This is a genomic window from Chromatiales bacterium 21-64-14 (assembly GCA_002255365.1).
In the GTDB taxonomy this organism is placed as follows: Bacteria; Pseudomonadota; Gammaproteobacteria; order 21-64-14; family 21-64-14; genus 21-64-14.
Genome location: NCBI01000021.1, coordinates 11857 through 37017, shown reverse-complemented (window position 1 = coordinate 37017; position 25161 = coordinate 11857). Strand labels below are relative to the sequence as shown.

The following is a 25161-nucleotide window of genomic DNA, read 5'->3' as shown; positions in this document are numbered from 1 at the left end:
CGCTGGCCGGGTACCGTGCGCCCGTTCACATACGGCGCGGGAGCGGGAGCGGTGCGGGGAGGTGGTGCGGAGACCGGATCCGGACCCGTTTGCGGCGGCCTTTGGTCCCACCGATCAGGATCACTTGGCTCCGGGCCACTTGGAACAGGTCGGCCAGATACCGCAGCAGCGTCTCGTTGGCGCGCCCGTCCACCGGCGGCGCGGTGAGCCGGATGCGCAGATGGCCGGCGTGGACGCCGACGATTTTATCCCGGGACGCGCGGGGCTGGATCTGGAGTTGGAGGATCAGGTCCTCTCCGTCCCAGCGGTACCATGGAAGTTCGGATGTCATTGGTGACGGGTCGTCCGGTGCGCGGCACGAAAATCCGTCTTCGGGATCGCAAGCTTGGTTGATTCGATCAAGACGAACACCAGCGCGGGCACGGTCCGCGATCGATTGGCGGGGTTACCCATAGACCTGCACGGTGCCCGCGCTGAGCATGGCGATCCGGCGATGTGGATCGGGCGCGCGTTCCGCAGCCAGACCCGCACCAGGCGCTGAGTCGGTACCTGCGTGGAGCCCCATGGTGTGCGCCCACGACGATCCGGGGACCGCCGCTATGCGTGGCCCGCCAGTCCCCAGCCCAGGTCGCGTAACGGTGCGACCAGCAGGATAGAAATCAGCTGCAGGCCGACCAGGATCACCAATGGCGAGAGGTCCAGCCCGCCGATGGGGGGTAGCAGGCGTCGTGCCGGGCCCAGCAACGGTTTGTTCAAGCTGTATAACAGTGCGGCCAGCGGATGATAGGTGCCCGGGTTTACCCAGCTGAGCACTACCTGGACCAGAATGGAGATCAAGTACACGTGGAGGGTGAGGTCCAGAATACTCGCGAGACTGAGCACCGGCAGTGCCACTGGGTTCATGCGCACACCCTGCACGAGGCCCACCAGCAGAAACTCCAGGGCGCCCAAGGCCAGCAGCAAGACCACCGAGGCCAGATCCACACGGCCCAGGGGCGGGATCACCCGGCGCAGCGGGACCACGATCGGGCTGGTGACGCGGACCAGAAACTGGGATACCGGGTTGTAGAAATCGGCCCGCGCCCAGGCCAGCAGGAAGCGTAACAGGACTGCCAGGAGGCCGAAGCCGAACAGGGTCCTAATGAGGAATACGGCGGCGTTGGCCGCGTAGGGGCCGCCCATCACGGCTCGTCCCCGAACTGCTGCGCCAATGCGCGGGAACGGTCTCGGGCGGCCCGCAAGGCGTGCCGGAAGTGTTCCCGCAGGCCGGCCTGGTCCAGCACCGCCAGGGCCGCTTCGGTGGTGCCGCCGGGGGAGGTGACCCGCTGGCGCAGGGTTGCCACGTCGTCGCCGGATCCGAGCGCGACCTTTGCCGCGCCGAAGGCGGTTTCCAGGGTCAGCATCCGCGCGGTCTCCGGGCTCAGTCCCAATTCCACCCCAGCGGCTTCCATCGCCTCCATCACCATAAAGAAGTAGGCGGGTCCGCTCCCCGAAAGGGCGGTCACCGCGTCCATCAGCGACTCGTCGTCCACCCACAGGGTGATCCCGACGGCGCGCAGAATCGACTCGGCAAGGTCCCGCCGCGGCGCAGAGACCGCGGCGTTGGCGTACAGGACGGTGGCACCACTCTGGACCAGGGCGGGGGTGTTGGGCATGGCGCGTACCACGGCGGTGCCACCGCCCAGCCAGCGATCCAGGTCCGCGCTGCGGATTCCGGCGGCGATGGAGAGCGCCAGGGGTTGGTGCTTCTGCATCAGGCCCGCCAAGTCGGCGGCAGCCGTTCGCAGCGCCTGGGGCTTGACCGCGAACACCAGCACGTCGGTGCCCTCCGCGGCCTCGGCGTTGTCCTCATAGGCGCGCACCCCGTAGCGCGCGGACAGTCGTTCCCGCTGCGCGGGGTCGGGATCCGCCACCCGGATCCGGCCCGAGTCCAGGCTGTCGCCGATCAGGCCGCCGATCAAGCTGGCGGCCATGTTGCCGCCGCCAATGAAGGTGATGTGAGGGTTTTGCATGGTCCGTGGGTCTTCCTGGCGCTGGGCAAGTCTAGCGCAAACCGCCAACCCAACCCAATTAATAGACACGCTGGTGAGCCCGCCACCCCCCGGGCCGGTCAGCGCCGCGGGCCGAACAGCCCGGTGCCGACCCGCACCACGGTGGCGCCTTCCGCCACGGCCGCCTCCAGGTCATCGGTCATCCCCATGGACAGGGTATCCAGTCCCATGCCGGCCCGGTTGAGGGACTCGAACGCGCGGCGTAACGCGCGGAATGCCCGGCGCTGCTGCGCGGGGTCGGGATCCGGAGCGGGGATAGCCATCAGGCCGCGCAGCCGCAGTCGCGGCAGCCCGTAGACCTCGGCGGCCACCGCCTCCAGCGCGTCCAGGTCCAGGCCGGATTTGGTGGGTTCGCGGCTCACGTTCACCTGGAGACAGATCGCCAGCGGCGGCCCTGCCGCGGGGCGCTGCTCGTTCAGGCGCCGGGCGATCTTGAGCCGGTCCACGCTATGCACCCATTGGAAGTGGGTGGCGATGTCGCGCGTCTTGTTGGACTGGATGGGACCGATGAATGCCCATTCCAGTGGGAGGTCGGTAAGCGCGGCGCATTTTCCCAGGGCCTCCTGGACGTAGCTCTCGCCGAAACGGGTCAGCCCCGCCGCAAAGGCCGCCCGGATCGCCTCCGGGCCATGCCCCTTGCTGACCGCCAGCAGGGCCACGGAGCCGGGCGGACGCCCGTAGCGTATCTCAGCGCGCCGGATGCGCGCTTGGACATTTCCTACACGGCTGCTTATGGTATCGGCGTCAGGGATGGCCACGGCGCCCTCCGCTGCGGCTCAAGGTGAGTGCCCGGGCGGACGATAACCCGGGCTGCAGACTAAGATCGTAGTGGCACCGCCGAGATGCCCGCCAGGGGAGACCCATGGATATCGCCGAACTACTTGCCTTTTCCGTCAAGAACAACGCCTCCGACCTGCATCTGTCCGCCGGGCTCCCGCCCATGATCCGCGTGGATGGGGACATCCGGCGGATCAATGTCCCGGCTGTGGACCACAAGACCGTCCACAGTTTGGTCTACGACATCATGAACGACAAGCAGCGCAAGGACTACGAGGAATTTCTAGAGACAGATTTCTCGTTTGAGCTTCCCGGCCTAGCCCGTTTCCGCGTGAACGCCTTCAATCACAACCGCGGGGCCGGTTCCGTATTTCGTACCATTCCGACGAAGATCCTGACCCTGGAGGACCTGGGTTGTCCGCCGGTGTTCAAGGAACTCACCGAACAGCCGCGTGGCTTGATCCTGGTCACCGGCCCCACCGGGTCCGGCAAGTCCACGACGCTGGCAGCGATGATCAACCATATCAACGACAATCACTTTGCCCATATCCTGACTATCGAGGATCCCATCGAGTTCGTGCATGAGAGCAAGAAGTGTCTGGTGAACCAACGTGAGGTGCACCGTGACACACTGGGCTTCAGTGAGGCGCTGCGTTCCGCCCTGCGCGAGGATCCTGACATCATCCTGGTGGGTGAGATGCGGGATTTGGAGACTATCCGGATGGCGCTCACCGCGGCGGAGACCGGGCACTTGGTGTTCGGCACCTTGCATACCAGTTCCGCCGCTAAGACCATCGACCGTATCATTGACGTGTTTCCGGCTGGCGAGAAGTCCATGGTGCGATCCATGCTCTCGGAGTCACTGCGCTCGGTGATTTCTCAAACCCTGCTCAAGAAGAACGGTGGGGGGCGCACCGCGGCCTGGGAGATCATGGTCGGCACGCCCGCGATACGCAACCTGATCCGCGAGGACAAGGTCGCGCAGATGTACTCGGCGATTCAGACCGGTCAGGCTCAGGGCATGCAGACCCTGGATCAGCATCTCCAGGATCTGGTCCGCCGGGGCATGATCAGCCGGCTGGACGCACGTACCCGCGCGGTGAACAAGGACTTCTTCCGCTGAGGGCGTTGCATGGCATGACGCGGGTCGATTCCACTGGCGCGGGCGATTGGCGATCCACGCTGCCGGTGGGCGAGGTCCGCCATCCGATCACGGGAGGCCGAACATGGATTTCACATCGCTGCTAAAAATGATGGTCCACAAAAAGGCGTCGGACCTGTTCATCACGGCCGGTATGCCGCCGAGCCTTAAGATAAACGGACGAATCGCCCCGGTGTCCCAGACCACGCTCACCGCCGATCAGGCGCTGGAGGTGGTGCTGAGCGTCATGAGCGCGCGCCAGCGCGAGGAGTTCGAGCAGAGTCGTGAGTGTAACTTCGCGATCAGTGCTTCAGGGGTGGGACGCTTCCGGGTGAGCGCGTTCCAGCAGCGCAATCACGCGGGCATGGTGTTGCGCCGGATCGAGACCCAGATCCCGACCTTGGAGCAGTTGAAGTTGCCGCCGATCATCAAGAACCTCGCGATGACCAAGCGCGGCCTGGTGATGTTCGTGGGCGCGACGGGCACTGGAAAATCCACGTCCCTGGCCTCCATGATCGGCTACCGGAACCAGAACAGCAGCGGACACATCATTACCATCGAAGACCCGATCGAGTTTGTCCACAGTCATTCCGGTTGCATCGTGACCCAGCGCGAGGTTGGGATCGACACGGAATCATTCGAGGTGGCGCTCAGGAATACCTTGCGTCAGGCGCCGGATGTGATCCTGATCGGAGAGGTCCGGACTCGGGATACCATGGACTATGCGATCGCATTCGCGGAAACCGGGCATCTGTGTCTCGCCACTTTGCATGCCAACAACGCGAACCAGGCACTGGATCGGATCATCAACTTCTTCCCCGAAGACCGGCGCAACCAGTTGCTGATGGATCTTTCGTTGAACCTGAAGTCGATCATCGCCCAGCAACTGATCCCGTCGCCGGATGGCAAGGGGCGTCGTGTGGCGGTGGAAATCCTGATCAACACGCCGCTCGCCGCGGATATGATCCGTAAGGGCGAGGTCCACAAACTCAAGGATCTGATGAAGAAGTCTAATCAACAGGGCATGAAGACCTTCGATCAGGCGCTGTTCGAACTGCATTCAGCCGGCGAGATCACCTACGAGGACGCGGTACAGCATGCGGATTCGGCCAACGAGGTGCGCCTGATGATCAAGCTCGGCAAGGTCAGCCCCGACAAATACGGGGCCGCCATGGATGGAATCTCACTGGTAGAGGACGAGTAAGGCGGGATTGCGCTGGGCCGCCGCGGGCTACTGAGGAAATACGGCGCGCGCGTCAAACACCGGGCCGTCCACACATACCCGCTTCATGGCGGGGCCCGTCTCGGTCTGTACGCGGACCACGCAGCCCGCGCAGCCGCCCACCGCGCACGCCATGTATTCCTCCAGCGAAACCTGACAGGGCACATCGAAGGCCGCGCCGAGCCGCGCCGCTTCTTCCAGCATCCCGTGGGGTCCACAGGCGAACAGTTCCACTTCGCGGAGTTCCGCGGGTGTCCGGTCCTGGAGCCAGACCCGGGCCAGCTCCGTGACGTACCCATCGAAGCAACCGGGGTAGCCCTGGCGGCTGGCGAGTCGGCTGGGGACGCCCCAGTCCTCCAGCAGCGGTAGGGCGGCGATCACGCCGTCCGGTATGGAAGGTACCAGGATCCGTGACGGGCGCGTGGTGAACGGGAACGGGACCTCGGAGCCCATCAATACCAGGGGGTAATAGGGTTCGGGGTCGCGGTGCAGGCATTCGGCGAGAAACACCATGGGAGGGATCCCCACGCCGCCACCCAGCAGTAGGGCGCGGGGCCGATCGCGGTGCGCCTGGAAGCACTGGCCGATTGGCCCCAGCAGGCTGATACGTTCGCCGGGCCGGCGCTCGGCCAGCAGTCCCGTGCCGGTGCCCACTACCTTGTAGAGGAATTCGACCCAGCCGGCCTGCGGGTCCGCGCGCAGGAGCGACAGCGGGCGGCGCATGGGCAGGCGCGGATCGCAACGCAGGTGGGCGAAGCTGCCGGGGCCGGCGTGGGCTGCGCACTTGGGCGCTTTCAGACGCAGGATATATTGCTGTGCGGCGAACGCCTCGTGGGCAAGGACCTCCGCATCCTCCAGGAAGATCGTCGCGCGCCGGGTGCGCACGGAACCGGTCATGGACGCCGGGCCTCGGCCACCGCCTCGAGCTCCGCCTCGGCTTCGAACACCACACGTCCGGCTACCAGTGTGTGCGTGACTTGTCCTGTAAATTCCCAGCCCAGGAACGGCGTATTGAGGCCGTGGCTCGCCATGGCGCGCGGACCCAGCCGCCATGGCCGCTCCGGATCCAGGATGCACAGGTCGGCGGCGCGCCCGGTGCCCAGCGTGCCGTAGGGCAGGCCGAGGATCTGCGCGGGGCCCACCGTGACCCGCGCGATAGCGGTCGGGAGATCGAGCCCCCCTTCGTGTACCTGCCGCAGGGTAAGGGGCAGGAGGGTCTCCAGCGCGGAGATGCCCGGCGCGGTGGCGGGAAACGGGGCGAGCTTGGCATCCGGTTCGTGGGGCTGGTGATCGGAACAGATCGCGGCGATGGTCCCGCGTGCCACACCTGCCCGCAGGCCGTCGCGATCGCGCACCGTGCGCAACGGGGGGCGCACGTGGTACTGGCTGTTGAATTCCGCCAGATCAGTCTCGGTCAGAAACAACTGGTGGGCGCAGACGTCGGCGCTGATCGGCAGGCCGTCGTGGCGGGCACGGGCGACCATCTGCACGGCCCGAGCGGTGGAGAGCCGGCAGAAGTGGGCCCGTACCCCGGTTTGTTCGATCAACGCGAGTGCGGAGGCTACAGCGGCGGTTTCCGCCGCCTCCGGGATTCCGGGTAGGCCGAGCCGCGTGGCCACCGCCCCCTCGTGCGCGCAACCCCCATCGTGCAGATATGGGTCCTCCGGGTGCAGGAAGACGGTGAGGTCGAAGGTCGCGGCATATTCAAGGGCGCGGCGCAGGACCAGGGTGGAGGCCAGCGGTTGCCAGCCATTGCTGACCCCGACGCAGCCCGCCGCCTTCAGGGCCGCCATCTCGCTGAGCTGATTCCCCTCCAGACCGCGGGTCAAGGCCCCCAGGGTGAAGACCCGGGCGCGACCGGGCAGCTCCGCGCGCTGGCGGATCAGCTCCACCACGGCGGGGGTATCGATGACCGGTTGGGTATCCGGCGGGCAGCACAGGGTGGTGATCCCAGCGCGTACCGCGGCGGCGGTCTCACTGGCGATGGTGGCCTTGTGTTCCTGCCCCGGCTCCCGGAGCCGGGCGCACAAATCCACCAATCCAGGGAAGACCCAGCTGCCATTGGCGTCGATCTCCCGGTCGGCGTGGAAACCGGCGGGTGGATGATCGAGCGCCGCAATGCGCCCGTCCCGCAGGTAGAGGTCATGTACGCCATCGACGCCGCTGGCGGGATCGATGACTCGCCCGCCACGCACCACGATCGCGGGCACGACCCGTCCCGTGTTGCTCATCGCTGCCCCCCAGCATCGCGTCGGCGGATCACGGGGTGCCGGCGGGATTCGCGCGTTCCCATCGTCGTTGCCTCGTCCTGTCACTCGACCTCGGATTCCCGGACCTCGGCGGGCGGGACCTTCTGGCTCATGGTGAGCGACATCACCGCCATGCGCACCGCGATGCCGTAGTGGACCTGCTCGAGGATGACCGACTGGGCCCCGTCGGCGACCTTGGAATCCATCTCCACGCCGCGGTTGATCGGTCCCGGGTGCATCACGATGGCGTCCGGGGCGGCCAGTTCCAACCTCTCCTCGGTCAGGCCGTAGAGCCTGAAGTACTCGTGTTCGCTGGGCAGTAGCGCGCCGCGCATGCGTTCGCGTTGCAGCCGCAGCATGATGATGACGTCCACGTCACGGATGGCGGCGGCCATGTCGTGAAACACATGTACGCCCAGGGTCTCGGCCCGCGCCGGCAACAGGGTGCGCGGCGCCACCACCCGTACCTCGCCGACACCCAGCAGGTTCAGGGCGCGGATCTGGGAACGCGCCACCCGGGAGTGCAGGATATCGCCCACGATGGCGACCCGCAGTCTCCCGAACTCGCCTTTGTGCCGGCGGATGGTGAGCATGTCGAGCAGCGCCTGGGTCGGGTGTGCATGCCATCCGTCGCCGGCGTTGATCACGCTCACATGGGGCGCAGCGTGGCGTGCGAAGAAATGCGCGGTGCCACTGTCGGTGTGACGCACCACGAACATGTCGCAGTTCATCGCCTCCAGGTTGCGCAGGGTGTCCAGCAGGGTCTCGCCCTTTACCGTGGAGGAGGCGTTCACGTTGATATTGAGCACGTCCGCGGACAGGCGCTTGGCGGCCAGTTCGAACGTGGTCCGGGTCCGGGTGCTGGCTTCGAAGAACAGGTTGACGATGGTCTTGCCGCGCAGTAGGGGAACCTTCTTTACGCTCTGTTCCACAACCCCTAGGAAGGACTCCGCAGTATCCAGAATCTCTACCAGTAGGCCGCGGTGCAAGCCGTCCACGGTGAGAAAATGGCGCAGCCGTCCGTGTTCGTCCACCTGCAGATCGACGTGGTTCATGGGGCCTTGCTGACCACGCTGAGGGTAAGGGGTACAGGGCCGTTCAGCTTGACGTGTTCGCGCCGTTGCAGGTCCAGGTGACGCCCGACCACCTGGGCCTCGATGGGTAGCTCGCGGCCGCTGCGCTCCACCAGCGCCGTCAGCAGGATCGACGCGGGCCGCCCGTAGTCGAAGATCTCGTTCAGCGCGGCGCGTATCGTGCGCCCCGTGTGCAATACATCGTCCACCAGGATGATATGGCGGTCGTCCACGTTGAAAGGTAGCTCCGATGGGCGTACCTGCGGATTCATCCCGATACGGGTGAAATCGTCCCGATAGAAGGAGATGTCCAGGACCCCGAGCGGCTCCTGCAGCGCCAGCAGCCGGTGCAGCCGTTGCGCCACCCATACCCCGCCGGTGTGGATGCCGATCATGGCGGGGTCCGTGATGTGCCGTTTTTCAAGCCGGGCACCGAGTTCATCGGCCATGGTCTGGACTACGAATTCCAGCTGCTCAGCTGTTGGGAGCTCGGTCATCGGATAGGCCCCGTTGGTTGAACCAGGTCTCGAGAATCAGACACGCCGCTACCGGGTCGATGTATTCCTTGACGCCGCGCCCGCGTATCCCGCGGGCCGCGAGCCGCCGCTGCGCCTCGTCGCTGCTCAGGCGCTCGTCCACTTGGTGCACCGCAAGCCGGTAGCGTCCCTCCAGGCGCCGGGCGAACCGGCGCGCGCCGGCGGTGATCGGCTGTTCGGCGCCGTCCATGTGCAGGGGGACGCCCACCACCAGGGCGTCTGGCTCCCATGTGTGGATCAGTTGTGTGATGATCGCCCAGTCCGGCTCCCCGTCCCGCGCGGTGACGTTGCGCAGGGGCTGAGTGCCGGCGGTGATCTCCTGTCCCACCGCTACCCCGATCCGGGTGAGGCCGTAATCGAAACCGAGGAGGGTGCGCTGGGTCGTCGCGGGGCGTTGGGTCCGCTGCCGCGGTGGACCGGAGTTCATCCGTGCCCCGCCTGGCCGGAGATCAGGGTGAGGTCTACCCCGAGACGGGCGGCGGCGGCCGACCAGCGCGCGCCGTGGGGCAGTTCGAACAGAATTTCCGGATCGGCCGGGCCGCTGAGCCATGCGTTCTCCGCGATTTCACGCTCGAGCTGTCCGGATGCCCAGCCTGCGTAGCCGAGGGCTACCAACATCCGTTGCGGGCCCCTCCCGCGGGCAATGGCCCCCAGAATGTCCCGCGACGAGGTCACCGAGATTCCGTCGGTGACCTCCATGGTGGACTCCCAGCGTTCGGTGCCGGGATGCACGATAAATCCGCGATCGGTCTGGACCGGACCTCCCAGGTACACCGGCAGTTCCGCCACCGCCGCGTCGTCGGCCTCCAGATCCATATGGGCAAGGATCTCCCGCAGCCGCAAGTCCAGCGGTCGGTTGATCACGATACCTAGCGCGCCTTCCCGGCTGTGCTCGCAGATATAGGTGACGGTCTGCGAGAAGTTCGGGTCCGTGAGCTGCGGCATGGCGATCAAGAAGTGGTTTGTGAGATCCGCAGTCTCGACCATGGGCATAGTATCCGGCAGCCGCCCTACCCCCGCAAGGCCCCGATGGCTGGTGACCTCAACGGGTGGAGAACTGATTCCCGGCCCGGAATTCCCAGGTGCGGGTGATGTGCAGGATGTCAGTATCCTTGCGGATATCGGGGGGGAACGGGGCGAAGGGCGCGCACAGCTTTACGATGCGGATGGCCGCTTGGTCCAGGATCGGGTGTCCGGAGGAGCGCAGCAGCGTGATCTTCTCGACACTGCCGTCGGGGCGCAGGGCCACGTCCAGCAAGAGGTTGCCGGTCAGCGCTTGGCGTGCCGCCTGGTCCGGGAAGTTCAGGTTACCCATGCGCTCGACCTTGGCAACCCAACCCTCCATGTAGCTGGCATACTTGTATTCCTGGGTGCGGGCGGAAATGAATTTCTGGCGCGGGCGCCGCGCATAGGCCTCCAGCGACTGGTCGACCTGTGCCGTCAGGCTGGCGATCTGGAGGCTGCGGCTGACCAATTCGTGTGCGTCCACCGCTTCCGCAGTAGGCTGTGGGCGCCGGCGTGGCGCGCTATCGACCTGGCGTTCGGATTCGGGGGCGGTCAGGACCTGCCGTTGGCGGGGTGCCGGGGGTGCGCCGGGTGATGGCGCAGCATTTGCCGGTGCCAGCCCCGGCAGGGGAACGGGCGAGGTGCCTGCCAGGGGGTTTTGCGGGCGCACGCGGGCGGTCACATTACCGCCGCCGTCCTGGTTCGCCTGGGCGAGGTAGTCCGGGTGGTCCGGTGCCTTGGGCGAGCGGCTCTGGACCAGGGTGATGTCCAACCGTGGGAGCGGTTCATGCGCCTGGGACAGGATCCCATGGAAGCCGATTCCGAGGATCACCAGGGCGTGCACGGTAACCGACACGAACAGGGTAAGGCCCAGGCGGTCGCCTGAGGTAACCTGGGGCGGCAGGGTCATATTCTGCATACACGTGTCCGTGTCGATGCCTCAGCGCCCGCAGTATAACCGTCGGGCGGGTGCCGGTCCGTGTGCGGCGTCGGGTTTTCCATCGCTACACTGGCCTCCGGAGCTAGCGGCGGTCTGCCGGCGCGCTGCAGCCGTCCCGGTGGGTTTCGCGCGGTGGTCCACGGCATGCGTCGGGTGGACCCAGCCTGGGTGGGAATCACCACGGTGCGCTCAGCATCACCTTCCCGGGTGGGAGGGTGAAATGTACCTTATGGGCCATCGCAGGGGTCATATGTACGGTTCCGTCCGCCGCTACCAGCAGCACGTCACGGATGCCCAGTCGTTTCAGGTGCTGCATCGCCTGTTCGAGGCCGTGCCCCTTGGCAATTGCGCCGAAGTCCAACGCGACCGCTGGGTTGCGGCTTCGTACCCGGTTGCCGGGTACTTCGATGTCATCCATCCCGGGATGTTCCGCCACCAGGGCGTGGATCGCCTGGGGCCGGGGGCGGTTGGCCATGGGCCCACTGGTCGCTGTGGAAGCCCCAGAGCGCGATCAGGTGCCCAATGGCCGGGTTGAACCGGCCGTCGCTCTCCCGATAGATCTGCTGCAAGCGGGTGATCAGCGCGAGGATGCCGGGTGGCGGGGTGGCCCACCGGCCCGCGGTCAGAGCCTGGTTGATTTGTACCAGTGGCCCCGGGTTCCATGCGTGCCAAGCCCGGTACATGGCCTGGAACTGGGCGCGGAGCGCCGCCAGTGCCGGTTGTCCCCGCGCCTGCGAGACCCCGTCCAGGGTGACGTCGACCCGAGTGCTGAACACCAGGATGGTGTCCCGGATGGGCGCTGGCGGGCCCGCGGCGGAGGTGGGCAGGCCCAAGTCCAAGCCCAAACCCACGCCTAGGCTTGCTCCCCAGGGGATGGATGGAAACCAGCGTTTGCGCCGTGGGGTGATACCGCGGTCGCCCGGATCCTGCTGGCGGGGGATGGGGGTCCGCGCGGCGTTCAGCGGTTCAACTTCCCGCGGATCCGGCCCGCCGGTGGTCCGTAGGCCAGGACGGATGCCACGAACCCGGCCGGGTCATGGGAGCCGTTCCTGGATCCGGTCCAGCAGCTGGCCGGCGATGTCCAGCCCATAGAGCGCATCCAATTCCCGAATGCAGGTGGGACTGGTGACGTTGATCTCGGTGAGGTAATCCCCAATCACGTCCAGGCCGACGAACATCAGCCCTTTCTCCCGCAGGGCCGGACCGACTTCCGCGCAGATCCAACGGTCGCGCTGGGTCAGCGCGACCCCTTCCCCGTGTCCACCGGCGGCCAGATTCCCGCGGAATTCGCCGGGTGCCGGGATCCGGGCCAGGGCGTAGGGTACCGGTTCGCCATCTACCAGGAGGATGCGTTTGTCGCCCTGCTTGATCTCCGGGACGTAGCGTTGCGCCACCACGGAGCGCCGGCCCGAGTCCACCATGGTTTCCAGAATCACCCCGGTATTGGGGTCTCCGCGTTGTACCCGGAACACGGATGTGCCCCCCATGGCGTTCAACGGCTTGAGGACGATCTCCCCCATCTGTTCCAGGAATTCCCGCACCCGCCCTGGATCGCGGGTCACCAGCGTGGGGGGGCAGCACTGGGGAAACCACGCAGTGTAGAGTTTTTCATTGACGTCGCGCAGGCCTTGGGGGCGGTTGACCACCAGACACCCTTCGCTTTGGGCCCGCTCCAAAACGTAGGTGGTATAGAGGTATTCCATGTCCAGAGGGGGATCCTTGCGCATCAGGATCACCTGCAATTCCCCCAGCGGCACCGTGCGTTCCGCACCCAGCGCGTGCCAGTGACGGGGGTCATCGAACACCTGGAGCGCGCGGGTCCGACCGTAACTGCGTCCGTCACGCACGAAGAGATCGGGCGGTTCCAGGTAATGAAGCGCCCAGCCGCGGGCCTGGGCGGCGAGCAGCATGGCGAAGGTACTGTCCTTGTGGACCTTGATGGACCCGATGGGGTCCATCACTACCCCCAACTGGATACTCATGGGCCGCACGGACCCCTGGGGATGGGGTCGTGCCGGTCTTCTGACGCTAGATCGTGGTGTGGGTGTCCCGGAGTTTTAATGGAAGACCGCGAGCCGCGGCCGCAGGCCGGTTCAAGGCCCCCCCGGTTGGCGCCGATACGCAACAGGTACGGCCCGCCGTCCGTGGGTCGGGCGCGGGGATGGGGAGTTGCGCGGGGCCGGATGAGGGCGGTGGTGCCCCGGGCGGCGGCGATCAAGTTTCGTGATTCCATGCCGATAGGGACGGGTGGCTGCACAGGTTTATGGTACCGCACTTCTGAGGGCGAGGCGACTGGCGCCGGGAGCGCACGGGTAGGCCGGGGTGGAGTTCGGTCGTAACCGTACGAGTGTTCCCGACCACCGGCCCGCGGCGGATGCCACCAACGGTGCCGTTCCGACTTACGGGACGGAGATGCCGACGGACACGTCAACCGGAACTGGAGATAGATCGGAAGCATGGGCACGCTCACACAGGAGAACGGTGTGGTGGAAGGCGAATTGACGTCCGACGCTCTGGCAGGATTTAAGGTCATGGTGATTGACGACAGTAAGACAATCCGCCGGACCGCGGAGACCCTGCTCAAGAAGGAAGGATGCGACGTGGTGACGGCCACCGACGGTTTCGAGGCGCTTGCCAAGATTGCCGATCAGCGGCCGGACATCATTTTCGTGGATATCATGATGCCCAGGCTGGACGGCTACCAGACTTGCGCACTGATCAAGCACAACCAGATCTTCAGGAAAACGCCGGTCATCATGCTGTCGAGCAAGGACGGACTGTTCGATCGCGCCCGGGGCCGTATTGTCGGTTCTGAGCAATATCTGACCAAGCCGTTTACCAGGGACGAACTGTTGCAGGCGATCCGCAACTACGTAACTCGGGAATTGGTATGACGGATTGCAGCGGACACAACAACAGGGCGTTCCGGCGGTGACAGTGATCGCTACCAGGAATCGCATGTCGGATGGAGGCGGGTTCGGTATTCGGACGACGGTTCGTTAGGACTTCAACAGGAGATTCTTCGATGGCACACGTTCTGATTGTGGATGACTCGCCGACCGAGGTGCATGTACTCAAGACCATGCTCGAGAAGAACGGCTTTCAGGCCTCCTTCGCGACCGACGGCGAGGACGGGGTTGCGAAGGCGCAGGCTGAGAAGCCGGACGTCATTCTGATGGATATCGTCATGCCGGGCTTAAACGGTTTTCAGGCCACCCGGCAGCTCAGCAAGGACCCCGGCACTGCCGCGATCCCGGTGATCATCGTGAGCACCAAGGATCAGGAGACTGACAAGATGTGGGGTCTGCGCCAGGGCGCCAAGGAATACATCACCAAACCGGTAACCGAGCAGGAACTGTTGAGCAAGATCAAGACCGTATTGGGTGCCTAGATAAATGCAGCAGGGAACGCTCATGCAAGACCAGTGCAAAGGGGATCCGTTCGCCCTGCTGGTGGATATTGAACGGCGCAGCCGCGCCAACGCCGCAGGGCTTCCGCGTCAGACCGAAGTCAAGGGCGTTTGGGTGGGGATCGGTTTCCGGCTGGGTGCCATCCATCTGTTGGCGCCCCTGGGCGAGGTCTCGGAGATCCTGACCTATCCGGATCTCGCGCGCGTGCCTATGGCCAAGCCATGGGTTCGGGGAATTGCCAACGTACGCGGCAACCTTCTGCCGATCATGGATCTGCAGGGTTACCTGGGTGGCCCACTCATGCCTTTGGGGCGCAGCAGCCGGGTGCTGGTGGTGCAGTACCAGGGGGTATTCGCGGGCCTCCTGGTGGATGAGGTGTTAGGGCTCAAACATTTTCTGAAGGAAGAGCAGAGTAGCGCGCTTCCCGAGGTGGAGGCCGCGTTGCGGCCGTATCTGAGTTACGCGTTCCGCAAAGAAGAAGAGCATTGGGTGGTGTTCAGTATGTACAGCCTGGCCGAGACGCCCCAGTTCCTGCAGGTGGCGGTCTGAGTCCGCCCGCGATCGGGGCTGGACCGGCGGTACGGCTTTGGATCTGCTACGGGAATTGCATTTCGTGGAGCCCGGCCGTCGGTACCGGGGGAGCGGGAGCTAAAGGAGAGCGATGATGAAGGCACGAAACAGCGACTATCTCGCGCGACTGGGCGGGAACAGGTCCCTGGTATATCTGATCGCCATGGTGGTCATTCTGTTCGTCGCCATGGTGGCGTCTATCTTGTATACGAGCCGCGAAGGCACCTTCGACAAGATGGCGACGGATCTGATCGACCAGCAGCGGATGTTGGCCCAGAGCGTCGCGGTCGACTCCTTGGAAGCGGCCAGCGGCAAGGCCACTGCCATGCAGCAGCTGGAGACCGACCGGGCTCGGTTCGAGCGCAACCTCCGTCATCTACAGAATGGGGACCCGGCCACTGGCATGCCAAGTGCGCCCGCCAGCGTGTCTGCGGCCCTGAGCGGTATGGATACCAACTGGACAGTGATCCGCGGTCGTGTGAGCGAGATCCTGAAAGGTGGACCCACGGTAACCTCTGTCAATCGGTCTCTGGGGGACGTGAACACGGTCATCCCCAAGATCTACGCCGTTTATCAGCAGGTGCTCGACCGGCTGATGCAGCACGCATCGGCCTCCGATCTGCTGGTGACCGTCACGCGCCAGGGCACTCTGCTTGAGCGCATCCAGAACAATCTCGGCAAGATGTTTCAGGGTGGCGAGCTGGCGGCGCTGTCGGCGGACCAGTTCGGACGTGATATCACCCGGTTCGCCCGTGTGCAGCAGGCGCTGATTCACGGTGACCGCACCCTCAATATCCGCGCGGTCAGCGATCCGGTCGTACAGGGCGAACTGGCCGAGGCCAGCAAGCTCTTCGGCGCTCTCAGCGACAGCCTGAACGGTGTGCTGGCGCGGACCTCCGAGCTGTTCCGGATCCGGGAAGCTGCGTCCGATGTCGCACACCAGTCCACACGTCTGGCCGACGCTAGTGACAAGCTCGCCGCTGCCTACGCGGAGGCGCCGAAGAAGCGACTGATCTCCAGCGAGCTCCCGTTTACCCTCGGCGGCGTCGCCCTGATCATGTTGGGTATTCTCGGTTGGGAACTGAAGAAGGCCGCAACCCGTCAGTACGAAGCGGCAGCGGACCAGAACGAGCGCAACCAGCAGGCGATCCTGCGGCTCCTGGACGAGCTCAGTACCCTTGCTGATGGTGATCTCACGGTCCATGCGACGGTCACCGAGGATATGACGGGCGCGATCGCGGATTCGATCAACTACGCTGTAGACGCGATGCGCACCCTGGTCAGCACCATCAACGAGACTACTGTGCAGGTTTCCTCCGCAGCCCAGGAGACCCAGGCCACCGCCATGCATCTGGCCGAGGCCAGCGACCGGCAGGCCCAGCAGATCACTGCGGCAAGCTCGGCGGTCAACGAGATGACTGCGTCCATTGAGCATGTATCGCGTAACGCGACCGAGTCAGCGGAGGTTGCAAAGCAGTCCGTGCGCATTGCTCACAACGGCGCGGACGCCGTACGACGCACCATTCAGGGTATGGATACCATCCGTGAGCAGATCCAGGAGACCTCCAAGCGTATCAAGCGTCTGGGTGAGAGCTCCCAGGAGATTGGCGACATCGTCGAGCTGATCAACGACATCGCCGATCAGACTAACATCCTTGCGTTGAACGCCGCGATCCAGGCGGCCATGGCTGGAGAAGCGGGCCGAGGTTTCGCGGTGGTGGCTGACGAAGTCCAGCGGCTCGCGGAACGCTCGAGCAACGCGACGAAACAGATCGAGGCACTCGTAAAGACGATTCAGACCGATACCAACGAGGCGGTGATCTCCATGGAGGAAAGTACCGCGGGGGTGGTTGGCGGTGCAAAACTCGCTGAGGAGGCAGGTGAGGCCTTGGCGGAGATCGAGAACGTGTCGGACCAGCTTGCGGATCTTATTCAGAATATCTCGGACGCGTCACGCCAGCAGGCTCAGGCGTCGGCCAATATCTCGGACACGATGAACTCGATTCTGGATATCACGACCCAGACTGCGACCGGGACGAACGAGACCGCAACGTCCATTGGCAACCTCGCAGATTTGGCCAACGAGCTGCGCAAGTCGGTTGCTGGATTCAATCTCCCGGATTGAACACAGGTGCCGGTCTGTGATAGCTGCGAGCGAAAACGTGCAGTATAACGGGAAGTCCTGGGGCAGCCTGCTGCCTCCGATGAGCGACCCGCAGTTCCAGCAGTGGGCCGGACTGCTGGAACAAAGGACCGGCATCGTCGTTCCGCGGGAGCGGAAATCGTTCCTGACGACCAGCATTGCATTGCGCATGCGGGAGGTCGGATACGCGGATTTCGAGGAATATTTCGCGTTTCTGCAGTCCGGCCAGCACGGTGCGGTCGAGTGGGCCGTGCTTCTGGATCGGCTGACGGTACACGAAACGCGATTTTTCCGGCATCCGCCGAGCTTCAACTTGATACGAACCGGCTTTTTGCCTCAGATGCCGCAAACTGGAACGCTACCACTTTCCTACAGTGCCTGGAGTATCGGATGCGCCACCGGTGAGGAGCCCTACAGCCTCGCGATGCTCATCGACGATCATCTCCAGTCGTTCGGGCGCGAATATTACTTTGGTGTGACAGCCACCGATATCAGCTACCCGGCACTCGCTGCCGGGCGGCATGGCGTTTATGGCCGCGCGCGGCTCAAGGACCTGCCGTCGACACTGCGCACACGCTATTTCATCCGGCTGGACGACGAGCTGTCCCAGGTTTGCGAGGCGTTGCGGCGCCGGGTCTGCTTCGCCCATATCAACGTTCTGGATGTCGGGCGGACACCCTTGCAGAAGATGGATCTGATCGTGTGCCAGAATGTGCTGATCTACCTGGAGCGGACGCGGCGGATGGAGCTCGTGGAAAGACTGGTCCATCAACTCCGACCCGGAGGTGGGCTGGTACTCGCACCCGGAGATCTGTTGGCGTGGCGCCACCCACTGATGGAACGAGTGAGCTACCCGGATACGCTGGCGTATCGCCGGCGCGCGGATATTGAATAAGGATGACGGGCATGATCCTGGGGAGTGAAGGAACCGACCACAGCGCCCTGAACTGGGTCAAGAAGGAACTCGACGAGACGCTCAAGCAGGCGCGCCTCGCGCTGGAAGCGTTCGTAGAAAATGCCAGCGACTCCTCGCAACTCCAGTTTTGTGCCACCTATCTCCACCAGGCGCGCGGAACCCTGCAGATGGTGGAACTCGACGGCGCGGCCTTGCTCGCCGAGGAACTGGAATATCTATCCCGCGCCCTTATTGACGGCGGTGTAGAACGCAAGCAGGATGCCTATGAGGTCCTGATGCGTGGCATTGTCCAGCTTCCGGATTACCTGGGCCATGTGCAGTCCGGGCATCGTGACATTCCAATCGTTCTCCTGCCGTTGCTCAATGATCTCCGCGCGCTGCGCGGTGAGCCGCTCCTATCGGAGAACGCGCTGTTCGCGCCCGACTTGTCGGTGCCCGTTCCCGCGGCGTTGGAACGGGAGAGCTTTGCCCGCGAGTCGGGAGAGCTGCGCGGATTGTTGCGCAAATTGCGTCACAACCTTCAGGTTGGGCTGTTGGGCTGGTATCGGGACCGCGATGTGACGGCGAGTCTCGACCAGATTGCCACAGTCATCGAGCGCCTGGATCAGCTTACGCAACTGGAACCGGTCAGGCGCCTGTGGTGGGTCGCCTCGGGCTTGGTGGAGGCGTTGCGGGCGCAGGCGGTCGAACCCAGTGTCTCCGTGAAGCTGCTGCTGGGTCAGATGGACCGGCAACTGAAGCGCTTGATCGATACGGGCGAAGCTGGGTTGGCGCAGGATCTTCCGCTGGATTTGTTGCAGAACCTGCTTTACTACGTGGGGCGGGCGGAAGGCGGCAGCGCGCGGGTTGACCAGTTGAAACAGGCGTTCCAGCTGGACAAGTTGTTGCCGCAGATGGTGGACGCCGGGGTTTCCGGGTTCATGGGCCCAGGGGTTGATTCTCTGCGCGCGGTGGCGGACGCGGTGCGAGAAGATCTCATCGCGGTGAAGGATATCCTGGACCTGTTCGTGCGCGGCGAACAACGCAATGTGGATGGGCTGGAACGTCTCCCCGAAATGCTGCGCCGTATCGCGGACACCTTCGGGATGCTGGGCATGGGCGAACCGCGCCACCTCGTTCAGCGGCAGGTGGAGAAGATCAAGGCGATTATGAATGGGGAGGTCGAACCCACCGACGAGACGCTTACCGATATTGCCGGCGGCATCCTCTCCGTGGAATCGATTCTCGATCAGGTGGCGGCGGGCGCCACCGGGACGGGAGCGGCGCTGGAGGACGAACCGACGGGGTCCGCCGAGCCCGACGGAGCGGACCACGGGCAGGCGGTGGTCAACGATGGGGAGTTCCATCTGCTGTTGCTGGCGTTGGCCCGGGAGGCCGCCGAGGATGTCGCCCAGATCAAGGAACGGGTGGTGGCGTACCTCCAGTCTCCCGACGATCAGCAGCGGCTCGCGGAGTTGCCACGGCTGCTGACGGAGCTCAAGGGCAGTTTCCAGATCCTCAATCTGGAGCGAGCCGCGTCGGTGGTGGAGGCATTCACCGTCTATGTCACCGGCAGCCTTGCGGGACGGACCACACCGCTGGAGGAGTCTCACCAGGATGCCCTGGCGGACGTCATCGCCAGCGTCGAGTACTACCTCGAGGCGGTGGTGGAGCGACGGGCGGATCGGGAAATGATCCTGGACCGGGCGGAACAGGCCCTGCGGGATCTGAGTACATCCGTCGATCCCACGCCGGGGAACGGCGGTGACCACCCGCCGCATCTGGCAGACGGTAGCACGCCGGATGCGGGTGATCGGGAGGCCGACAGGCAGGATGACGCTCCCGACGGGCCGGTGTCGCTGGCGCATTCCGAGATCACGCTGCAGATGGAGTCACCGGAGGTCTTAGACGCGCCAGCACCGGGGCGTGTTGCGGATGAGGGCGGTGCGGATACTCCGGAGGCCAGCTGGGGCTTCTCCGAGGGGGGGCACGACACTCCAGTGCTGGGCGCCGACGATGCGCAGGACGAGGCCCCGGTGCCCGTGCATGGCGTCGACTGGTCCGGGCCCGGGGCCGAGATCCCGGTGGAGGATCCTGCGGACGATGCTGAAGCGCTGCGGGCGGAGCTTGGGGAAGCAGCGCCCGAAGACGCGGAGGATGTCGGCGCGGGTTCGCAGGACGAGGTTGAAGGGTTATTGCCGCCGGTGTTGTCGGAGGAGGCAGATGAAGAGATTCTGGAGATTTTCCTAGAGGAGGCGGAGGAGGAGCTGGCGTCGTTGCGCGAGCATTTTCCGCGTTGGCGGGATGACCTGGAGGATCGGGATGCGCTGAACACGATGCGCCGTTCGTTTCACACGCTGAAGGGGAGTGGGCGGCTGAGTGGGGCGTTGCGGGTTGGGGAGTTGGCGTGGTCGCTGGAACAGCTGCTGAACCGGGTGTTGGAAGGCTCGGTGGCCAGGGGCGCCGCTCTGATGGCGGTGATCGGGGATGCGATCGAACTGTTGCCGGGGATGATCGGACAGCTGCGCGGGGCGTCCGGGCCGCAGGGCGAGGTGCTGGCGGTGATGGGGCGTGCCGAGGCCCTGATGCGCGGCGATGCGTCTGATGATGCACTGCCCACGGACCCTGACGGTGCTCCGGGGGGCACGGAGGACGATGACCAGTCCGTGTCCGACAGCGGTCCATGGAACCCGGTCAGCGAACCGCCACGGATCGCCGATCCGATTCTATACGACACCTTCTGTCAGGAGGCGAACGAGCATCTGATCGCGGTGGAGGCCTTCGGGGCGCGGTGCCGGGAGCAGGGGCCGGCGTGCCGGATATCGGAGGCCCTGGTGCGCGCATTCCACACCCTGCACGGCAGCGCCGACATGGCCGGGGTTCCAGAGATCGCCGCGGTGGCGGAGGCTCTGGAAAAGCTGGTGCAGCTACCCGCGGCGGACAAGTCCGCCCACGAGTTGGCGCTGGGAGACCTATTGGAGGAAAGCGTCGCGTTGATTCGCACTATGGTTCAGCTGCTGGTCCTGCCAGGCGCCCGCCTGCCGGATCATCACCCGTTGTTGGACCGAATCGCGCGTACCGCGGGGGAGCACTTGGCCCGTATTGGACCGCGACCGGGATCAGGTCCCGCAGCGGATCCCGATCCGATGCCGGAGGCGTATCCGGCCTCGCAGTCCGGCGACGACCATGTGGAACCGGTAGGCGTGACGGTGGTCCAGCTGGACCGAATTCCGCAGCATCCCGACCCGGTTCCCGAGTCCGCTGTCGACGAGTTGGCTAATGAGTTGGCGGAGATCTTTTTGGAGGAATCCGAGGAACTGCTGGAAGCGGCCGACGAGACCATTCAACGGTGGGAACAGCAACCCGAGGATGTGCGCCGGGTGACGGAGCTGCAGCGCCAGTTACATACGCTGAAGGGCGGCGCTCGGATGGCGGATATCGCCCCGGTGTCGGATCTCAGCCACGCCATGGAGTCGCTGTTGAGCACTGTGGTGGATGGACATGTGGAGGTCTCGCAGCCGTTGTTCCAGACCCTGCACCTCACCTTGGACCGGCTCCACGCCATGCAGGAACAGCTGCGCGCCGGCGGCGCACCGGCGCCGGCACCGGAACTGGTGGCGGAATTGGAGACCGCGCGCACCGGCAAGCCGACCGCCGCGCCGCAGGATCCGGATGTGTCCGAGGTGGCCACCACGACGCCACCGGGGCGTGCGGAGATTCCCGACCCTGAGCCGCTGGAGATCGACGACGAGGAACCGCCCGGCGGCAGCGTCGGGGTATCCACCGGGCCCTCCTTGCGCATGGAGCGCAGGGCCGGTCCGCGGGTCCAGTCAGAGAGCGTCCGGGTGCGGGCGGACCTGTTGGACAACCTGGTGAACTACGCCGGAGAGGTCAGCATCTATCGTTCGCGGATGGAACAGCAGACCGCCGCGATGCGTTTCAATCTGGTGGAATTCGCCCAGACCGTAGCGCGCCTGCGTGAACAGTTGCGGCGTATGGAAATCGAGACCGAGGCGCAGATCCTCTATCGCCACGAAGCGGAAGTCGAGGCGCGGCAGGACTTCGACCCCCTGGAGTTGGACCGCTATTCCCACGTACAGCAGCTCTCGCGCGGACTGGCCGAGAGCGTCAACGATTTGGTGAGCATTCAGGGCCTGTTGGATCATCTCGCGCGCGAATCCGAAACCCTTCTGCTGCAACAATCGCGGGTCAATACCGATCTGCAGGAAGGCCTCATGCGTACACGCATGGTGCCGTTTGCCGGATTGGTGCCGCGGCTGCGGCGTATCGTACGCCAGACCTGTACCACCTTGTCCAAGCGCGCTGATCTAAAGGTGCAGGGCGCCGAGGGTGAGATGGACCGTACCGTGTTGGATCGGTTGGTGGCGCCGCTGGAGCATATGCTGCGCAATGCCGTTTCCCATGGTATCGAACTCCCGGCCGAACGCCGCGCGGCCGGCAAGCATGAAACCGGCACGATCACGGTCAGCCTCGCCCGCGAGGGGTCGGAAGTGGTGATCCGGGTCTCCGATGACGGTGCCGGGATCGACCTGGGCGCGATCCGGAGCAAGGCGGTGGAGCGCGGCATGCTGACTGAAGACGCCGACGTCAGCGACCATGACGTCATGCAATTCATCCTCGAGTCCGGCTTCAGTACCGCGCGCAAACTGACCCAGATCTCGGGTCGCGGTGTCGGGATGGATGTGGTCAACAGTGAGATCAAGCAGCTCGGCGGCCAACTCGACATTAATTCCCGTGCCGGGGAGGGCATGGCCTTTACCGTGCGTCTGCCATTCACTCTCGCCGTATCCCAGGCGCTGCTGGTATATGTGGGCGACGAGATCTACGCGATCCCGCTGTCCAGCGTGGAAGGTATCGTGCGGATGAGCTACGAGGAAATCTCGGCGCGTTTGGGTGACGCCGAGCCGGAGCTGGAATACGCGGGACAGCGCTACGGCTTACTGCACATGGGCGCCTTGCTGGGTATTTCGGCGCCGCCTGCGCAGACCGACAAGAAGATACCGGTGCTGTTGATGCGCAGCGCGGAACATCAGACCGCGTTGCTGGTAGACGGCCTGATGGGAAACCGCGAGATCGTAGTGAAGTCCGTAGGGCCACAGATCAGCACCGTGCGTGGTATTTCCGGTGCGACCATCCTCGGCGACGGGCGTGTCGTGCTGATTATCGACGGAAACGCCCTGGTCCGGCTGAGCGCAGTACTGCAGAGCGTGCCGGCCCCCGAGCCGGAGCAGCGCCACCGGCGCGAACGGGCCATCGTCATGGTGGTGGACGATTCCATCACGGTGCGCAAGGTGACCACGCGCCTTCTGGAACGCAACGACATGGATGTGCTCACCGCGAAGGACGGCGTCGATGCGGTGGCATTATTGCAGGAACACATTCCCGATGTCATGCTGCTGGACATCGAGATGCCACGGATGGACGGGTTCGAGCTGGCGACGCATATGCGCAACGATGAGCGGCTCAAGGAAGTACCGATCATCATGATCACTTCGCGTACCGGGGAAAAACACCGCGACCACGCCATGAAGATCGGGGTCAATCGATATCTCGGCAAGCCCTTCCAGGAAACGGAGCTGCTGGAGAATATTCATGCCCTGCTGAGTGAGCGTGATGGGCATGATAGCCGGTGAGCGGGGCCCGCTGCGGGTCGCGGTGCTGGCCGATTCGAAATCGCGTCGCGCGGTTCTGGAGCGGCTGCTGGAACAGCAGGGATTCCGGATCGTGCTCATGGCCGGTTTGGGCGAATCGACGCTGGTGGCCGGGCTTGACCGCAACCAGGCGGACATGCTCCTGGTGGACCTGGATGAGCGCACGGTCCAGAAAGCGGATTTCCTGCTCGCGTTGATCGAGCAGAGTCCGCTGCCGGTGCTGTTCAACGACGGCAGCACGGCCGGTGGTCAGGCGGACCTGGGCCCGCGCCTGGCACGTAAATTCCGCGCGCTGGGATCGCGCCGCACGTTCGCTCCGGTGACCTCCGCGCCACCCATGTCCGCCTCGGCTGTGGATGTGGAGAGACCCGCCCCCGAAGGGGCGTCGGTGGAGGCAAATCGGCCGCTACCGGTGACGCCGCCCTCGGTTTTCACCAACGCCCCATCGGACCACGGGCCTGCCCCTGAGAGCAGTCTGCCGCCGCTGGCTGGCGCGGCGCCCGCCCAGCCGGGCGCCGCGGAGTTGAAGACCCCGGTTTCGGAAACTGCCGCGCCGGAATCCGCCACGTCGGCGGTCGGAGATACGGCCGAAGGCGCGCCGGCCGAGGGGCTCCACCAGACGCCAGAACTGGATCTGGAGCCAGAATCAGAACCAGAACCAGCAACGGAACCGGAACCGGAACTGGAACTGGAACTGGAACTGGAACCAGAACCAGAACCGGGGTCGGGACTGGCGTCGAAACCGCCACTGAGATCGGAACCGGAGCAAGCTGCGGAGGTGGTGCGGGCGCCGGTACCTGGGGAACGCCCGACGGACGCGGGCATCGATCTGCAGCCCGCGGATCCGGAGCGCGCGCGGCGGGTGTGGGTGCTCGGGGCATCCCTGGGCGGACCGCAGGCGGTGCGGCTGTTTCTCAGCGGCCTGGTGGGGGACCTGCCCATCGCATTTATTCTGGCGCAGCACATCGGTGAGGGATTCGACGCGCTGCTGGCCAGTCAACTGGATCGGGAGACGCGGTTCCGGGTCGGATGTGCCAATGCCGGGCATTGCCTGCGTCACGGGGACGTGCTGCTAGCGCCGTTGAACAGCGTCATGCGGATCAACCGCCAGGGGCTGGTAGAGCTACAACCGTTGGTGGAACGGGGTATCTACAGTCCGTCCATCGACGCGGTTATGAGCGAAGTGGCGCGGCGCTACGGTGCCAACAGCGGCGCGATCGTGTTCAGCGGAATGGGGGACGACGGGATCGAGGGGGCGCAGGCCATCGCCGAGCAGGGTGGCGTGGTATGGGCCCAGGACGCTGATAGCGCCGTGATCAGCAGTATGCCTGATCACGCACGGCGCAGCGGTGTGGTCAGTTTGAGTGGGCCGCCGGACAGTCTGGCGGGGCAATTGGTGAAATATCTCGCAACACCCAGTGCATCGGTGGCCCGATAGGGGGCCAGTACCGGGTCTTGCCTCGAGCGAAAGCAGGCC

Annotated in this window: 23 protein-coding genes; 9 read left to right on the top strand and 14 right to left on the bottom strand. The window is 65.0% G+C overall.

The features are described from left to right. Window positions 1-25: 25 nt before the first annotated feature. The 4 genes from B7Z66_10540 to B7Z66_10525 form a co-directional block, all read right to left on the bottom strand. On the bottom strand, window positions 26-331 hold the full coding sequence (locus tag B7Z66_10540; GenBank protein ID OYV76031.1) for a YggU family protein: 306 nt from the start codon (window positions 329-331) through the stop codon (window positions 26-28). Between the two features lie 266 nt (window positions 332-597). Beyond that, window positions 598-1182 carry a hypothetical protein gene (locus tag B7Z66_10535; GenBank protein OYV76030.1) on the bottom strand — a complete coding sequence of 195 codons (585 nt, stop codon included), beginning with the start codon at window positions 1180-1182 and terminating at the stop codon, window positions 598-600. Next, window positions 1182-2012, bottom strand: a complete 831-nt coding sequence (locus tag B7Z66_10530; protein ID OYV76029.1) for a pyrroline-5-carboxylate reductase — start codon at window positions 2010-2012, stop codon at window positions 1182-1184. Before B7Z66_10530 ends, B7Z66_10535 begins: the two co-directional genes overlap by 1 nt. Window positions 2013-2110: 98 nt before the next feature. Next, window positions 2111-2803: a YggS family pyridoxal phosphate enzyme gene (locus B7Z66_10525; GenBank protein ID OYV76043.1), complete on the bottom strand. Its 693-nt coding sequence runs from the start codon at window positions 2801-2803 to the stop codon at window positions 2111-2113. 110 nt (window positions 2804-2913) lie between these two features. Here B7Z66_10525 and B7Z66_10520 point away from each other — a divergent pair, with 110 nt between their 5' ends. Both B7Z66_10520 and B7Z66_10515 read left to right on the top strand, forming a co-directional pair. Then, window positions 2914-3951, top strand: a complete 1038-nt coding sequence (locus B7Z66_10520) for a twitching motility protein PilT (protein ID OYV76028.1) — start codon at window positions 2914-2916, stop codon at window positions 3949-3951. A 103-nt stretch (window positions 3952-4054) separates the two neighbouring features. Then, entirely contained in the window at window positions 4055-5173 is a 1119-nt protein-coding gene (locus tag B7Z66_10515) for a type IV pili twitching motility protein PilT (protein OYV76027.1), read from the top strand. A gap of 27 nt (window positions 5174-5200) precedes the next feature. On the opposite strand, the gene B7Z66_10510 is transcribed toward B7Z66_10515, so the two are convergent. The 10 genes from B7Z66_10510 to B7Z66_10465 all read right to left on the bottom strand — a co-directional run bounded on the left by B7Z66_10510 (window position 5201) and on the right by B7Z66_10465 (window position 12976). Next, the gene (locus B7Z66_10510) at window positions 5201-6088 is read right to left on the bottom strand and encodes a dihydroorotate dehydrogenase electron transfer subunit (protein OYV76026.1); all 888 of its coding nucleotides are present in this window, start codon (window positions 6086-6088) and stop codon (window positions 5201-5203) included. Continuing rightward, window positions 6085-7422 (bottom strand): dihydroorotase, encoded by a 1338-nt coding sequence (locus tag B7Z66_10505; protein ID OYV76025.1) that lies wholly within the window; start codon window positions 7420-7422, stop codon window positions 6085-6087. The genes B7Z66_10510 and B7Z66_10505 overlap by 4 nt, the downstream gene beginning before the upstream one ends. 80 nt (window positions 7423-7502) lie before the next feature. Beyond that, on the bottom strand, window positions 7503-8495 hold the full coding sequence (locus B7Z66_10500) for an aspartate carbamoyltransferase (GenBank protein OYV76024.1): 993 nt from the start codon (window positions 8493-8495) through the stop codon (window positions 7503-7505). After that, window positions 8492-9010: a bifunctional pyr operon transcriptional regulator/uracil phosphoribosyltransferase gene (locus B7Z66_10495; GenBank protein OYV76023.1), complete on the bottom strand. Its 519-nt coding sequence runs from the start codon at window positions 9008-9010 to the stop codon at window positions 8492-8494. Before B7Z66_10495 ends, B7Z66_10500 begins: the two co-directional genes overlap by 4 nt. Further along, the gene (locus tag B7Z66_10490) at window positions 8988-9476 is read right to left on the bottom strand and encodes a Holliday junction resolvase RuvX (protein OYV76022.1); all 489 of its coding nucleotides are present in this window, start codon (window positions 9474-9476) and stop codon (window positions 8988-8990) included. The genes B7Z66_10495 and B7Z66_10490 overlap by 23 nt, the downstream gene beginning before the upstream one ends. Continuing rightward, window positions 9473-10036, bottom strand: a complete 564-nt coding sequence (locus B7Z66_10485) for a hypothetical protein (GenBank protein OYV76021.1) — start codon at window positions 10034-10036, stop codon at window positions 9473-9475. Before B7Z66_10485 ends, B7Z66_10490 begins: the two co-directional genes overlap by 4 nt. A 55-nt stretch (window positions 10037-10091) precedes the next feature. Beyond that, complete coding sequence (locus B7Z66_10480) at window positions 10092-10973, bottom strand: hypothetical protein (GenBank protein ID OYV76020.1); 882 nt, start codon at window positions 10971-10973, stop codon at window positions 10092-10094. 196 nt (window positions 10974-11169) lie between these two features. After that, a complete protein-coding gene (locus B7Z66_10475; GenBank protein OYV76019.1) occupies window positions 11170-11469 on the bottom strand; it encodes a hypothetical protein in 300 nt (99 codons plus the stop codon). After that, window positions 11405-12010 (bottom strand): hypothetical protein, encoded by a 606-nt coding sequence (locus B7Z66_10470; protein OYV76018.1) that lies wholly within the window; start codon window positions 12008-12010, stop codon window positions 11405-11407. The genes B7Z66_10475 and B7Z66_10470 overlap by 65 nt, the downstream gene beginning before the upstream one ends. An 18-nt stretch (window positions 12011-12028) precedes the next feature. Further along, window positions 12029-12976, bottom strand: a complete 948-nt coding sequence (locus tag B7Z66_10465) for a glutathione synthase (GenBank protein ID OYV76017.1) — start codon at window positions 12974-12976, stop codon at window positions 12029-12031. 474 nt (window positions 12977-13450) lie between these two features. On the opposite strand from B7Z66_10465, the gene B7Z66_10460 reads away from it, so the two are divergent. The 7 genes from B7Z66_10460 (at window position 13451) to B7Z66_10430 (ending at window position 25122) form a co-directional block, all read left to right on the top strand. After that, window positions 13451-13888, top strand: a complete 438-nt coding sequence (locus tag B7Z66_10460; protein ID OYV76016.1) for a pilus assembly protein PilG — start codon at window positions 13451-13453, stop codon at window positions 13886-13888. A gap of 131 nt (window positions 13889-14019) precedes the next feature. Further along, window positions 14020-14385, top strand: a complete 366-nt coding sequence (locus tag B7Z66_10455; GenBank protein OYV76015.1) for a two-component system response regulator — start codon at window positions 14020-14022, stop codon at window positions 14383-14385. 22 nt (window positions 14386-14407) lie between these two features. Next, the gene (locus B7Z66_10450) at window positions 14408-14953 is read left to right on the top strand and encodes a hypothetical protein (protein ID OYV76014.1); all 546 of its coding nucleotides are present in this window, start codon (window positions 14408-14410) and stop codon (window positions 14951-14953) included. Window positions 14954-15068: 115 nt separating this feature from the next. Next, window positions 15069-17099, top strand: a complete 2031-nt coding sequence (locus B7Z66_10445) for a hypothetical protein (GenBank protein OYV76013.1) — start codon at window positions 15069-15071, stop codon at window positions 17097-17099. Window positions 17100-17178: 79 nt separating this feature from the next. Beyond that, entirely contained in the window at window positions 17179-18012 is an 834-nt protein-coding gene (locus tag B7Z66_10440; GenBank protein ID OYV76012.1) for a hypothetical protein, read from the top strand. A gap of 2 nt (window positions 18013-18014) precedes the next feature. Continuing rightward, window positions 18015-23666, top strand: a complete 5652-nt coding sequence (locus B7Z66_10435) for a hypothetical protein (GenBank protein OYV76011.1) — start codon at window positions 18015-18017, stop codon at window positions 23664-23666. Beyond that, window positions 23647-25122 (top strand): hypothetical protein, encoded by a 1476-nt coding sequence (locus B7Z66_10430; protein ID OYV76010.1) that lies wholly within the window; start codon window positions 23647-23649, stop codon window positions 25120-25122. The genes B7Z66_10435 and B7Z66_10430 overlap by 20 nt, the downstream gene beginning before the upstream one ends. Window positions 25123-25161 lie beyond the last annotated feature (39 nt).

What these genes read in the sequence shown, in the direction of transcription:
- B7Z66_10540 (OYV76031.1), bottom strand. Translation starts at nt 331, where the DNA reads ATGACATCCGAACTTCCATGGTACCGCTGGGACGGAGAGGACCTGATC.
- B7Z66_10535 (OYV76030.1), bottom strand. Translation starts at nt 1,182, where the DNA reads ATGGGCGGCCCCTACGCGGCCAACGCCGCCGTATTCCTCATTAGGACC.
- B7Z66_10530 (OYV76029.1), bottom strand. Translation starts at nt 2,012, where the DNA reads ATGCAAAACCCTCACATCACCTTCATTGGCGGCGGCAACATGGCCGCC.
- B7Z66_10520 (OYV76028.1), top strand. Translation starts at nt 2,914, where the DNA reads ATGGATATCGCCGAACTACTTGCCTTTTCCGTCAAGAACAACGCCTCC.
- B7Z66_10515 (OYV76027.1), top strand. Translation starts at nt 4,055, where the DNA reads ATGGATTTCACATCGCTGCTAAAAATGATGGTCCACAAAAAGGCGTCG.
- B7Z66_10510 (OYV76026.1), bottom strand. Translation starts at nt 6,088, where the DNA reads ATGACCGGTTCCGTGCGCACCCGGCGCGCGACGATCTTCCTGGAGGAT.
- B7Z66_10505 (OYV76025.1), bottom strand. Translation starts at nt 7,422, where the DNA reads ATGAGCAACACGGGACGGGTCGTGCCCGCGATCGTGGTGCGTGGCGGG.
- B7Z66_10500 (OYV76024.1), bottom strand. Translation starts at nt 8,495, where the DNA reads ATGAACCACGTCGATCTGCAGGTGGACGAACACGGACGGCTGCGCCAT.
- B7Z66_10495 (OYV76023.1), bottom strand. Translation starts at nt 9,010, where the DNA reads ATGACCGAGCTCCCAACAGCTGAGCAGCTGGAATTCGTAGTCCAGACC.
- B7Z66_10490 (OYV76022.1), bottom strand. Translation starts at nt 9,476, where the DNA reads ATGAACTCCGGTCCACCGCGGCAGCGGACCCAACGCCCCGCGACGACC.
- B7Z66_10485 (OYV76021.1), bottom strand. Translation starts at nt 10,036, where the DNA reads ATGGTCGAGACTGCGGATCTCACAAACCACTTCTTGATCGCCATGCCG.
- B7Z66_10480 (OYV76020.1), bottom strand. Translation starts at nt 10,973, where the DNA reads ATGCAGAATATGACCCTGCCGCCCCAGGTTACCTCAGGCGACCGCCTG.
- B7Z66_10475 (OYV76019.1), bottom strand. Translation starts at nt 11,469, where the DNA reads ATGGCCAACCGCCCCCGGCCCCAGGCGATCCACGCCCTGGTGGCGGAA.
- B7Z66_10465 (OYV76017.1), bottom strand. Translation starts at nt 12,976, where the DNA reads ATGAGTATCCAGTTGGGGGTAGTGATGGACCCCATCGGGTCCATCAAG.
- B7Z66_10460 (OYV76016.1), top strand. Translation starts at nt 13,451, where the DNA reads ATGGGCACGCTCACACAGGAGAACGGTGTGGTGGAAGGCGAATTGACG.
- B7Z66_10455 (OYV76015.1), top strand. Translation starts at nt 14,020, where the DNA reads ATGGCACACGTTCTGATTGTGGATGACTCGCCGACCGAGGTGCATGTA.
- B7Z66_10450 (OYV76014.1), top strand. Translation starts at nt 14,408, where the DNA reads ATGCAAGACCAGTGCAAAGGGGATCCGTTCGCCCTGCTGGTGGATATT.
- B7Z66_10445 (OYV76013.1), top strand. Translation starts at nt 15,069, where the DNA reads ATGAAGGCACGAAACAGCGACTATCTCGCGCGACTGGGCGGGAACAGG.
- B7Z66_10440 (OYV76012.1), top strand. Translation starts at nt 17,179, where the DNA reads ATGAGCGACCCGCAGTTCCAGCAGTGGGCCGGACTGCTGGAACAAAGG.
- B7Z66_10435 (OYV76011.1), top strand. Translation starts at nt 18,015, where the DNA reads ATGACGGGCATGATCCTGGGGAGTGAAGGAACCGACCACAGCGCCCTG.
- B7Z66_10430 (OYV76010.1), top strand. Translation starts at nt 23,647, where the DNA reads ATGGGCATGATAGCCGGTGAGCGGGGCCCGCTGCGGGTCGCGGTGCTG.